The 12,045-nt window shown below is 63.9% G+C and carries 11 protein-coding genes; 8 read left to right on the top strand and 3 right to left on the bottom strand.

Going from position 1 to position 12,045, the window contains the following annotated elements:
- Window positions 1–137: 137 nt before the first annotated feature.
- Window positions 138–1,133, bottom strand: a complete 996-nt coding sequence (locus ACR64R_RS17775; RefSeq protein ID WP_487357634.1) for a substrate-binding domain-containing protein — start codon at window positions 1,131–1,133, stop codon at window positions 138–140.
- Window positions 1,134–1,588: 455 nt separating this feature from the next.
- Complete coding sequence (locus ACR64R_RS17770; protein ID WP_487357633.1) at window positions 1,589–3,094, bottom strand: UxaA family hydrolase; 1,506 nt, start codon at window positions 3,092–3,094, stop codon at window positions 1,589–1,591.
- Here ACR64R_RS17770 and ACR64R_RS17765 point away from each other — a divergent pair.
- The 7 genes from ACR64R_RS17765 to gndA all read left to right on the top strand — a co-directional run bounded on the left by ACR64R_RS17765 (window position 3,075) and on the right by gndA (window position 9,187).
- The gene (locus tag ACR64R_RS17765; protein WP_487357632.1) at window positions 3,075–3,287 is read left to right on the top strand and encodes a hypothetical protein; all 213 of its coding nucleotides are present in this window, start codon (window positions 3,075–3,077) and stop codon (window positions 3,285–3,287) included. The two genes, ACR64R_RS17770 and ACR64R_RS17765, sit on opposite strands and share 20 nt — an antisense overlap.
- A gap of 57 nt (window positions 3,288–3,344) precedes the next feature.
- Window positions 3,345–4,247, top strand: a complete 903-nt coding sequence (locus ACR64R_RS17760; RefSeq protein WP_487357631.1) for a GntR family transcriptional regulator — start codon at window positions 3,345–3,347, stop codon at window positions 4,245–4,247.
- A gap of 146 nt (window positions 4,248–4,393) precedes the next feature.
- The gene (locus ACR64R_RS17755; protein ID WP_487357630.1) at window positions 4,394–4,741 is read left to right on the top strand and encodes a DUF2946 family protein; all 348 of its coding nucleotides are present in this window, start codon (window positions 4,394–4,396) and stop codon (window positions 4,739–4,741) included.
- An 89-nt stretch (window positions 4,742–4,830) separates the two neighbouring features.
- Window positions 4,831–5,385: a copper chaperone PCu(A)C gene (locus ACR64R_RS17750; RefSeq protein ID WP_487357629.1), complete on the top strand. Its 555-nt coding sequence runs from the start codon at window positions 4,831–4,833 to the stop codon at window positions 5,383–5,385.
- 50 nt (window positions 5,386–5,435) lie between these two features.
- Window positions 5,436–5,954: a YcnI family copper-binding membrane protein gene (locus ACR64R_RS17745; protein ID WP_487362475.1), complete on the top strand. Its 519-nt coding sequence runs from the start codon at window positions 5,436–5,438 to the stop codon at window positions 5,952–5,954.
- Between the two features lie 51 nt (window positions 5,955–6,005).
- On the top strand, window positions 6,006–7,634 hold the full coding sequence (locus ACR64R_RS17740; protein ID WP_487357628.1) for a copper resistance CopC/CopD family protein: 1,629 nt from the start codon (window positions 6,006–6,008) through the stop codon (window positions 7,632–7,634).
- Window positions 7,635–7,693: 59 nt separating this feature from the next.
- The gene (gene gndA, locus ACR64R_RS17735) at window positions 7,694–9,187 is read left to right on the top strand and encodes an NADP-dependent phosphogluconate dehydrogenase (protein ID WP_487362474.1); all 1,494 of its coding nucleotides are present in this window, start codon (window positions 7,694–7,696) and stop codon (window positions 9,185–9,187) included.
- A 127-nt stretch (window positions 9,188–9,314) separates the two neighbouring features.
- Here the strand turns inward: gndA and ACR64R_RS17730 are convergent, their stop codons facing one another.
- Complete coding sequence (locus ACR64R_RS17730; protein WP_487357627.1) at window positions 9,315–10,358, bottom strand: LacI family transcriptional regulator; 1,044 nt, start codon at window positions 10,356–10,358, stop codon at window positions 9,315–9,317.
- A gap of 384 nt (window positions 10,359–10,742) precedes the next feature.
- Between ACR64R_RS17730 and ACR64R_RS17725 the strand changes: the two genes are divergently transcribed.
- A complete protein-coding gene (locus tag ACR64R_RS17725) occupies window positions 10,743–11,981 on the top strand; it encodes an ABC transporter substrate-binding protein (RefSeq protein WP_487357626.1) in 1,239 nt (412 codons plus the stop codon).
- Window positions 11,982–12,045: the final 64 nt, after the last annotated feature.

Raw genomic sequence — 12,045 nt, 5'->3', positions numbered from 1 at the left:
CCTCCCAGATTGGTCTCAACCGTTGGGTACGCAGGGACGCGCATCTCGGATGCTAAATCAGGCGGGCGAAATTCCAAATCGCCTGACGGAAGTTTCCGGGGCGCGAGGCCCCGGAAACGACTGAGGCGACGGCCTGCTCAGTTGAGCTTCGGGTTGAGCAGCGCGTCGATCTTCGGATCTTTCATGTTCGCCTTGGTCACGAGGTTGGCGCCGGTGTCGACATTGGCCTCCACCTTCTCGCCCTTCGAGGCGGCCAGGGCGGTCTTTATGCCGTCATAGCCCATCCGGTACGGATCCTGGACCACGAGACCGGAGATCACGCCGTCGTTCAGGAACTTGATCAGCTTCTCGTCGCTGTCGAAGCCGATCAACGCCACCTTGCCGCCCAGATTGTTCTCGGCGATCGCCTGGCCGACGCCCTGCGCCATGATCAGGTTGGAGGCGAAGATGCCCTTCAGGTCCGGATTGGCGGTGATCAGGTCGGTGGCGATGTTCAAGCCGGTGGTGGCCTGGCCGTCGGCATATTTGTCGGCGACGAGCTGGAGGCCCGGATACTTGGCCTTGATCTGTTCGATGAAGCCCTGCTTGCGCTGCTCGAGCGAACCGGCGCCGGGCAGCGCGGTGATCAGCGCAACCTTGCCTTCCACCTTGCCGCCATTGGCGGCGCCGATGGCAGCGGCGAGGCCGTCAGCGGCGACGCGGCCGCCCTGGACGTTGTCGGTGGTCAGGAAGGAGGTGAAGGCCTTGGAGTCGGCGCCTGAGTCGATGCCGATGACCTTTACCTTGGACGCCGCCTCGTCGATCGGCTTGCCGAGCGCCTTGAACTCGGTCGGCGAGATGACGATGGCCGCCGGGTTGCCGGCGACGGCGTTTTCGAGGATCGAAATCTGGCCGTTGACGTCGGTTTCGGCCTGGGCGCCGAGCTCCGGCACTTTGATGCCGAGATCCTTGCCGGCCTTGCGGGCGCCGGCCAGAACGATCTGCCAGTAGAAAGAGGTGGTGTCCTTGACGATGATCGGAATGGTCACGTCGGCAGCCGAGGCTGGCGCGGAGTGCATCGCGCCGGCAAGCATCGACGCGGCGGCCAAGGCCACGAAAGCACGGCGGGTGAGAAGGCTGGTCACGAATTTCATTAGGTTCCTCCCTAAAGTCGCCTGGTGAAGGTTGCGGAAGCTCCATCTGGATAGGCGTGGCCCAAACAGAACTTTATCAATAAAAAACAGATACCGTTTTTGATAATGCATCGCCGTGGTCGATGCAAGCGGTGTCCGGTGCCGTTTGTGTGATGCCGGATGAGCTTCGCCCGGCTCCGCCGGCTTCGTCCCTGGCAACACATTGGCGCTTCCGTCCCTCCTTCCTGATATGGAACGATGATTTCACGCCGCTGTCAATATGGAATATACATTCCATTGCGAAGTGCGTGATGGTGAAGGCCGGCTGCCTTGCTGTCGGTGCGCTTCCGCCGCTGCGGCGGCCTGCGGGTGAGCGGTCCGCCGCTTCACCTAACGGCGAGCCGTCCTATCTTTTTTGGCGCAATTCCCGACAGGAATCTCCGGACAGGAATCGCTCACACTTTTCCTGGAACTGCTCAGAGCGTCGCGCCGAGGTGCCAAGGCACGAATTCGTTGTCGCCGTAGCCGAAGGCCTCGCTCTTGGTCTTGCGCCCCGACGCCGTCTCGACGATCAGCTCGAAGATCTCGCGGCCCATGCCGGCGATGGTCTTCTCGCCCGAGGCGATGACGCCGCAATTGACGTCCATGTCCTCTTCCATCTGGTGATACATGGTCGAATTGGTGGCGACCTTGATCGACGGCGTCGGACGGCACCCGAAGCAGGAACCGCGGCCGGTGGTAAAGACGATGACATTGGCGCCGCCCGCGACCTGGCCCGTGGCCGAGACAGGGTCGTAGCCGGGCGTATCCATGAACACCAGGCCGCTGCCCGACACTTTCTCGGCATAGCCGAAGACGCCGTTGAGCGGCGTCTGGCCGCCCTTGGCTACGGCCCCCAGAGATTTCTCGAGGATCGTGGTCAGGCCGCCGCGCTTGTTGCCCGGCGAAGGGTTGTTGTCGATCGAGGCGCCGTGCTTGGCGGTATGGTCCTCCCACCATTTCACATAGCTGTCGAGCTTGGCCGCGATCTCCGGGCTGGCGGCACGGTAGGCGAGCAGGTGCTCGGCGCCGTAGATTTCGGTCGTCTCCGAAAGGATGCCGATGGCGCCGACGCCGGCCAGGATATCGACCGCCGCGCCCAACGCCGGGTTGGCGGTGATGCCGGACATGCCGTCCGAGCCGCCGCATTGCAAGCCGACGACGAGTTCACTGACCGGAATCGGCTCACGCTCGAGGTGGCCGACTTCCTCGGCGATTTCGGTCAGCACGCCCATCGCCTTCTCCACGGATTTGCGCGAGCCGCCGGCCTCCTGGATGTTGAAATGGCGCTTTCCCGCCGCGACGCCCTTCTGGCCATAGAGGGTGAGCTGGTTGACCTCGCAGCCGAGCCCCACCATCATCACGCCGCCGAAGTTCGGATGGCGGGCATAGCCGGCCAAAGTGCGGTGCAGGACCATCATGCCGTCGCCGGTGCCGCTCATGCCGCAGCCTTGGCCGTGGACGATCGGCACGAAGCCGTCGATGCCGGGATATTTCGGCAGGAGCGTGCGGTTGGCCTCGTCGGCAATGGCGTGGCAGACGGTGGCCGAACAATTGACGCTGGCAATGATGCCGATGAAGTTGCGCGTGCCGGCGCGCCCGTCGGCGCGGCGATAGCCCATGAAGGTGCGCGCGCGGTCGGCCTCGCTGGCGTGCTCGGCATCGCTCGGCGGCACCACCGGCAGGCGTCCGGCTTCGAAAACCAGATTGTGCGAGTGGACATGTTCGCCGGGCGCGATATCCTGAGTGGCGCGGCCGATCGCCTGCGCGTATTTCACCACCGCTTCGCCCGCGGCGATCGGCTTGATCGCCACCTTGTGTCCCGGCTCGATCACTGCCAGCGCGGCGGCGCCGCCCGGCAATGCGGTGCCGATCTCGATACGGCCATTGGCGACCGCGACATTGTCGGCGGCGGAAAGAAGGATGGTGCTTGCAACGTTCACGAGCGGCTGTCCTGGGTATTCCTGGGAGTGCGGGCGGATTGACTTGCGCCCATTCAAAGGTAATGTCTTTTATCGTGAAAAAACATTTTTGCGTCAATCGTTTTTTCATCACGGGCAATGCGTGACGAACGGCGCGCCATTGCCTCTTGCCAAGCCGGCGAAAAGCGTTCCGCTTTTTGCGGCGTTGCGCTAGGAGCACTCATCATATCGCGCTTTCGGCGGGCCGCCGCAAGCGTTGGGGATACGGGGCATGTCGAAGAGCAACAATGTCTACAAGGACGCCTTCAACCGCTGCCTCAGGCTGCTCGAGGAATCCAAGAGCCTGCCATCGGAGCCTGAGCTGGGCACGCAGCTCGGTGTCAGCCGCACCACGGTGCGCAGCATCCTTTCACGCATGGAAGAAACGGGGCTGATCACTTGGAACAAGCGCGAAAAGACGGTGCTGCGGGCACCGCGGCCGGAGGATTTCTTCCCTGAGGAGGAAACCGATTCGCTGGCCGAGATCATCGAGCGCTCCTTCATGCGCCGGCTGCTCGCCGAAGGCGCCGAAGCCGGTATGCAGATCAACGAGCTGGAGCTGGCGCGCGAGATTGGCGTCGGCACCACCAGCGTGCGCGAATTCCTGATCCGCTTCTCGCGTTTCGGGCTGATCGAGAAACGTCGCAACAGCCACTGGGTGCTGAAAGGCTTCACCCGCGCCTTCGCGCTGGAGCTGACCGAGATCCGCGAAATGTTCGAGCTGCGCTCGGCGGCGGCCTTCGTCGCGTTGCCGGTGGACAGTGCCGTGTGGGCCGATCTCGACCGGCTGGAGGCAGAGCATCGACACCTCGCCGGCGAGATCGCCACGCGCTTCAACGAATTCTCCGAGCTCGACGAGCGTTTCCATCGGCTCATCCACCGCGCTTCGCACAACCGCTTCATCGTCGACTTCTATGACGTGATCGCGATGATCTTCCACTACCATTATCAGTGGAACAAGGCTGAGGAGCGCCAGCGCAACGAGGTCGCGATCCAGGAGCATCTCGCATATATCGCGGCTCTGAAGTCGCGCGATCCCGCAAAGGTGGACGCAGCCTGCCGCAAACACCTGAAGTCGGCGCGCCAGACACTGCTGACCTCCATACCCGAAGGGCGGCAGGCGCAGCCCGCCTGACGGCACATTGCCGGGGCATTATGCGGATATCGCGCCGCGTTGCCGCAGCGCGGTTTTGCCGATTTTCCGGCCGCGTAGTCCGTGTTACGGTCGTCGCGTTTTCCGGGAGAGGCTTTCCGTTGGGTATCCGGCTGAGACGATGGAGCATGCCGGCCGCGTTCGTCGCGGCGCTGCTCCTGTTGCTTCAGTCCTCCCTCGGCGCGTTCGCCTTCGGGGCGCCTTCTCAGCTCGATGCGTTCGGCAACGTCATCTGCACGCATGAAGGGGCTGTAAAGCTCCCCGGCGACGATCCTCACCAGCAGCATATGCCGGCCTGCTGCTTGCTCGGCTGCAACATGGTTTCGCCGGCGCATCTGCCGCCGCCGGAATCAAGCACGCTCCCCGGAAACCGGGGTATCGAGGCCGTCGCCTTCCCGTCTCCGGCCTTCCGGCACGAAGATTTCGCCCGCGACCGTTCTCCGGTCAATCCGCGCGCGCCACCGGGGATGGTCTGATCCGCGGGGCTTTTCGCCTTTTTTGTCCGTCTTGCAATCAGACTGCTCGCGACCGCATTCCGGCGCGATCCCTTATTCATGGAGCAACCATGTCCAATCTTCTTCCCAATGCGCAAGCCTTCGCTCTTCGCGCAACGCCGCCGTCCCACCTTCAGCATCGCATCGGCCTTGCGGTGCTCACCATCCTTCTTCTCCTCGCCTGCATTCCCGCCGCCCTCGCGCATGAGTTCAAGGTCGGCGATCTCGAGATCGGGCACCCCTGGTCGAGGGCGACGCCGCCCGGCGCCAAGGTGGCCGGGGGCTACTTGACCGTGACCAACAAGGGCAGCGCGCCGGACCGGCTGCTGTCGATTACCTCCGATATCTGCGACATGGCCGAGCTGCATGAGATGGCCGTCAAGGACGGCGTCATGACTATGCGGCCGGTGGAGGGCGGGCTGGAGATCCCGGCCGGCGGCAAGGTCGCGCTGAAGCCGGGCGCCTACCATCTGATGTTCACCGGCCTGAAGCGGCAGCCAAAACAAGGTGAGAAATTCGCCGCGACGCTGACCTTCGAGAAGGCCGGCAGCGTCGCCGTCCAGTTCCTCGTAGAAGGCATGGGCGAGACCGGCAGCGGCGATATGGACATGGATCACGCCGAGTAAGCCGCCAGTTCGAATTGGAGGGACATTCCATGAAGAAGTATCCTTTGGCCATGAAGACGTATCTTTTGGCCGCGGGCGTGTTTTGCGCGCTCGGAACCAATGCCGCGCTTGCCCACATCACGCTCGAGACGCAGGAAGCGGCCGTCGGCTCCACCTACAAGGCGATCTTGCGTGTGCCACATGGCTGCGAAGGCAAGGCGACGACCGCCATGCGCGTGCAGATCCCCGAAGGTGTCATCGCGGTGAAGCCGATGCCCAAGCCCGGTTGGACGCTGCAGACCAAGAAAGGCAAATACGAGAAATCCTACCAACTCTATGGCGAGACGCTGACCACCGGCGTGAAGGAAGTGGACTGGAGCGGCGGCAATCTGCCCGACGAATTCTATGACGAGTTTGTTTTCCGCGCCTCGCTGGCAGCCGATCTGCCGGCGGGCCAAATGCTCTATTTCCCGGTGGTGCAGGAATGCGGCGACGCCACCGATCGCTGGATCGAGATCCCCGCGGCCGGGCAGGCTGAGGACGCCTTGGAAACTCCGGCGCCCGGCATCAAATTGCTGCCGAAGAAATGACTCTGTTGGCGCGCCCTATCGGGGCGCGCCAACATTTCCTGTTATAAAGGCATGAACGCAGCACAGCCTTCCTCGACGATCCGCTTGCATACCGGCCCGCTTGCCTGGCTGGTGGCAATGCTCGTGGCGATCGCGGTATTGGCAATGCCCGGTCACGCCTTCGCGCATGCGGCGCTGGTCGCGACCGATCCGGCGGACGGCGTGGTGCTGACGCAGAGTCCCGCCAAATTCTCGCTCACCTTCAGCGAGCCGGTCTCGCCGCTGGTCCTGACGCTCGTGCGGCCGGACGGTTCGCAGCTTACACTCGCATCCTTCCGTCTCAACGATCAGACCATCGAGATCGACAATCCCGAAACACTCAAATCCGGCACGCATGTGCTGAGTTGGCGGGTGGTGTCGGTTGACGGCCATCCGGTCGGTGGCTCGGCGCTGTTTTCGATAGGCGCGCCAAGTGCCGCGCCGGTGGCGGCCGAAGCCGTCGACTGGACGCTACGTGCCGCGATCTGGGCGGCCAGGCTCTTCTTCTATGCCGGCCTCTTCCTTGGCGTCGGCGGCGCGTTTGCGCTGGCGTGGCTGGCCGAGGACCGGCGCCGCGGCCAGCGCTTCGTCGCCGCGGCACTGCTTTTCGGCCTGGCCGGCGCGCCATTGTCGCTCGGCCTGCAGGGATTGGATGGCCTTGGCGCGCCGCTCGCCCGGTTTGCCGCGCCGGCCGTCTGGAAGACCGCGCTGGAAACAAGCTTCGTCTGGACGGTGCTGATCGGCCTGATCGCGCTTGGTCTCGCGCTGCTGTCGCTTGCCGGGCCGTCGGGTCTTCGCAAGCTGTCGGCAAGTGCTGCACTGCTCGGCGTCGGCGCCGCGCTTGCTGCGAGCGGCCATGCCATCGCTGCCGAGCCGAAATGGCTGACGCGACCGCTGGTGTTCCTGCATGGCACGGCAATCGCCTTCTGGGCCGGGTCGCTGACGCCGCTCGGCCTGGCGCTTCGGCAGCAGCCTGCGGAAGCAAAAGTCTTTCTGCGCCGCTTTTCCCGCGCGATCCTGCCGGTCATCGTCCTGCTTGCCGCAAGCGGCATCGTGCTGGCGATCATCCAGGTGCAAGAGCCGGCGGCACTGATCAACACGTCCTATGGCCGGCTGCTGCTCCTGAAGCTGGCTCTGCTGCTTTTCCTGTTCACGCTTGCCGCGGTCAATCGCTGGACATTGACCGCGCCCGCCGAGGCGGGCGACACGGAGGTGCAACGGCGGCTGGCGCGCTCCATCCGCATCGAAGTGGTCATCGTGCTTGCCGTCTTCGGCGTGGCCGCCGGCTGGCGTTTCACGCCGCCGCCGCGCGCGCTGGCGATCGCGGCAGCGCAACCGGTCACGATCCACATCCACACGCTGAAAGCGATGGCCGATATCAGCATAACCCCCGGCCATGCCGGCGAGGTCGCCGCTTCGATGATGATCATGACCGGCGATTTCGGACCGCTTGACGCCAAGGCGGTGACGCTGGTGCTGTCGAAGCCGGAGTCCGGCATCGAGCCGATCAAGCGCCCGGCAACCAAGCCGGGCGATGGGACATGGCGCGTGGACAATCTCATTATCCCGATCCCTGGACGCTGGAACGCCAGGCTCGATATTCTCGTCTCGGATTTTGATTTGGTGAAGATCGAGGCCCCGATCGAGATCCGGTCCGATTGAGATCCAGTCAACGTGGAATATGGCGAGGCTGTTGACGCCGCCGCCAAGGCCCGTCATTCATCTCGGGAAGCAAATGGGCTTCGTCCGAAACGCGGCCACAACAAACATCCGAACGCAGGGAAGAAACGATGGAAAAAGCCGAAATCGGTCTGATCGGCCTTGGTACGATGGGCTCCAACCTGGCGCTCAACATCGCCGAGCACGGGCACCGCATCGCCGTCTTCAACCGCACGCCGTCGCGCACCGACGCTTTCGTCGAGAGCGCCGGTTCGCTGAAGGATATGGTCGTTCCCTGCTACAGCCTGGAGGAACTCGCGGCCTCGATCCGCCCGCCTCGGCCGATCATCATCATGGTGCTGGCAGGCAAGCCGGTCGATGAGCAGATCGCAGCACTCCGCGGCGTGCTCTCCGGCAACGACATCGTCATCGACGCCGGCAACGCCAATTTCCGCGACACGATGCGCCGTTTCTCGGAGCTGTCCGGTTCCGGGCTAACCTTTATCGGCATGGGTGTGTCCGGCGGCGAGGAGGGCGCGCGCCACGGTCCGTCGATCATGGTCGGCGGCACCGAAGAGTCCTGGAAGCGCGTCGAAAAGGTGCTGACGGCGATCTCGGCCAAGTTCAAGGACGAGCCCTGCGCCGCCTGGCTCGGTCATGACGGCGCTGGCCATTTCGTCAAGACCATACACAACGGCATCGAATATGCCGACATGCAGATGATCGCCGAGATCTACGGCATATTGCGCGACGGTCTTGGCATGGCACCCAAGGAGATCGGCAAGGTGTTCGAGGGATGGAACCTGGGCCGGCTCAACTCCTACCTGATCGAGATCACAGCCAAGGTGCTGGCCGCCGACGATCCGAAGACCGGTAAGCCGGTGGTCGATGTCATCCTCGACCGTGCCGGGCAGAAGGGCACCGGCAAATGGTCAGTAATCGAGGCGCAACAGCTCGGCATTCCGGCGACGGCGATCGAGGCGGCGGTGGCGGCGCGCGTGCTGTCCTCGATCAAGGACGAGCGGCAGGCGGCAGAAAAGGCCTATGGCGATATCGGCGTCGACAGGATCTCCGGAGACAAGGGCGCGCTGCTCAAGGATCTGGAGCTGGCGCTGTTCGCCGGCAAGATCGCGGCTTACGCGCAGGGCTTCGCGGTGATGAGCGGCGCTTCGAAGGAGTTCAACTGGAACCTGCCGATGCCGACCATCGCCAAGATCTGGCGCGCCGGCTGCATCATCCGCTCGCAGATGCTGGATACGATGGCCGAGGCGTTCGGCTCTGGCAGCGCTTCCACCAACCTTTTGATGGCGCCGGCCTTCATCGCCATGATGAAGGAGGCGCATCCATCGCTGAGGCGCATCGTGGCGCGCGCCTCCGAGGCCGGCTCGCCGGTGCCGGCGCTGTCCTCGGCGCTTGCCTATTTCGACAGCTATCGCCAAGGACGGGGCACCTCGAACCTCATCCAGGCGCAGCGCGATTTCTTCGGCGCGCATGGTTTCGAGCGTATCGGCGAGCAGGGTGCCTTCCATGGCCCGTGGGGCAGCAGCGGCGCCTAGAGCCAGGTGAAGCCAGCTCGCAAATGGTGGCTTCCTGCGCCTCCGGCCTCACGTACTTTAGGTACGATCCGGTTCCCGGAAGCCACCATTTTCGACTCGGCCTGACCTGCCTCACAAGTCGCGCCGATCAGCCGCGATACGGCAGTACCTCGCTCGGCGTGCTGAGCGACTGCAGCGAGCCTGGATCTGCGCCTCCGATCCACCCAAGCACCGCCTTGGCGAGCTCGGAGCCGGCGAGCCGGAAGTTCTCGTTGACGACAAGCAGTTCGCGCCGGAACAAATGCAGCAGCTCCGACGACTGTTTCGACACCACGTCGACGTCGCGGCCGAGTTTCAAGCCGGCGTCCTCGATGCCGGCGACGACGGCGAGCGTGGCGGCTGCGGCGCTGCTGACGAAGCCGTCCGGCCGGTCCTTGCGCCGCATCAGTTGCGCCGTCCGCATCCTGATCTGCTCGATCGACTGATCGATGGAGACGGTGTTGAACGGCACCTCCGAGGCGCCCACTTCGCTCAGCGCATCGGCAAAGCCGTTCACCGTGTGGCGGTAATAGGTCAGCCCGACCGGGGGCGCCACAAGAGCAAGCCGAGTGCGACCCTTCCCGCCGAGGCAGCGCACCGCTTCGCCGGCGAAGGCGTAATTATCGAAGTCGTGATAGGGATGCACCAGGCCCATGTCGGTGCGGCCATGCGTGGCGAAGGGGATGCCGCGCTCCAGCATGTAACGCGCCCGCGGATCGTTGGGCTGCGTGCGAGAGATGATAACGCCGTCGGCCGAGCCGGTCTCGACCAGATAGCGCACCGGGTCGAGCGGATCCTGCGAGCGCGAATAGGGCGTGACGATCAGATGGTAGGGCGTGTCGGCGATCACCTCGGTTACGCCGTAGATGATGTCGGAAACGAAGCTCATCAGCTCGTGCTCGGTGTTCAGCACCAACGAGATGACGTTGGTCTTGCCTGTCCTCAGGCGCACGCCGGCGCGGTTCGGGCGATAGCCGATCTGCCTGGCGACGAGCTGGACGCGGCGCCTGGTCTCGGCGCCGATCTCGGGCGCGTCCTTCAAGGCGCGCGAGACGGTCGTGACGCCAAGCCCGGTCATGAAGGCGAGCGTCTTCAACGTCGGTCGCTCCTTGCCCGACGCGTCGTCGTCTTTCTTCGTTATCCGTCTATCCATTCGTCCCGCCCGTCAGGCGCATAGCAGCCGCAGCGCCGGCCGGCAATCGTGCGGTGTTGACATTCGCGCGACCTTCATGCTGCAACCTGGTTCAATATACTGAAACGTTACAGGTTGCCAATCTTCGTGATTGGCCGGCAACGGAACGACCTTTGAAGTCCGATTGGGAGATGATCGAAAGTCGCTGGAATCACAAAGATATATCGATTCCGGAGCGACTGCAGCGTTGATGGGCCATGTCGATGCCTACACTGGTACTTCGAGAGAGAGTTTTGGTTCTTGTACCGAAAAAAGCTCAACGGGGCTCACGGCGAGGGGTTGCCTATCCGGATCATTTGCCGTATCGAAAATCTGTAACGTTTCAGATTCTGGGAGGAAGCCGAAATGCGATACAAATTCCTGACCGCCACGTTTGCCGCGGCGGCCGCGCTCCACTTCGCCGGTCCGGCGGGCGCGACCGACCTGGAAGTCACCCATTGGTGGACCTCCGGCGGCGAGGCGGCAGCGGTAGCCGAACTTGCCAAGGCATTCGACGCGACGGGCAATCACTGGGTTGACGGAGCCATCGCAGGCTCCGGCGGCACGGCGAGGCCGATCATGATCAGCCGCATCACCGGCGGCGATCCGATGGGCGCCACCCAGTTCAACCACGGCCGCCAGGCAGAGGAACTGGTGCAGGCCGGGCTGATGCGCGACCTCACCGATATCGCCACCAAGGACAAGTGGACGGAGGTGGTGCGGCCGAAGAGCCTGCTCGACTCCTGCACTATTGGCGGGAAGATCTATTGCGTGCCGGTAAACATCCATTCCTGGCAATGGCTGTGGCTCTCCAACGAGGCCTTCCAGAAGGCCGGCGTGCCGTTGCCGAAGGACTGGAATGAATTCGTGGCGGCCGCGCCGGCGCTGGAGAAGGCCGGCATCATCCCGCTTGCCGTCGGCGGTCAGCCCTGGCAGGCCTCCGGCGCCTTCGATGTGCTGATGGCTGCTGTCGGTGGCACCGACACGTTCCTCAAGGTCTACAAGGACAAGGACGCCAAATTCGCCGCCGGTCCCGAGATCGCCAAGGTGTTCAAGGCGGCCGACGATGCCCGCAAGATGGCCAAGAACACCAATGTGCAGGACTGGAATCAGGCGACCAACATGGTCATCACCGGCAAGGCGGCCGGCCAGATTATGGGCGATTGGGCGCAGGGCGAATTCCAGGTCGCCGGCAAGACCGCCGGCAAGGATTACACTTGCCTGCCCGGCCTCGGGCTCAACGAAGTCATCGCCACCGGCGGCGATGCATTCTATTTCCCGCTGCTCAAGGACGAGGCCAAGGCCAAGGCGCAGGTGGTGCTTGCCGAGACGCTGCTCGATCCGAAGACCCAGGTCGCCTTTAACCTCAAGAAAGGGTCGCTGCCGGTGCGGGGCGACGTCGACCTCAACACGGCGAACGACTGCATGAAGAAGGGTCTTGCCATTCTCGCCAAGGGCGCGGTCATGCCGTGGACGGATCAGCTGCTCTCGCAGGACACCCAGAAGCAGAAGGAAGACCTGTTTTCCGAGTTCTTCGCCAAGCCCGACATGACGCTCGAAGAGGCGCAGAAGCGTTTCGCCGACATCATCGCCTCGGCGGACTGACAACCGGCGCCCCGCCGCCTCCCGGCCCCCGCCGATCGGGGGTCGGGAGCTAGATGCCCTGTCA

The organism is Mesorhizobium sp. MC2-1-1 (genome assembly GCF_057597255.1).
Note: the sequence above shows the minus strand (reverse complement) of the source record. Positions and strands in the feature narration are given on the sequence as shown.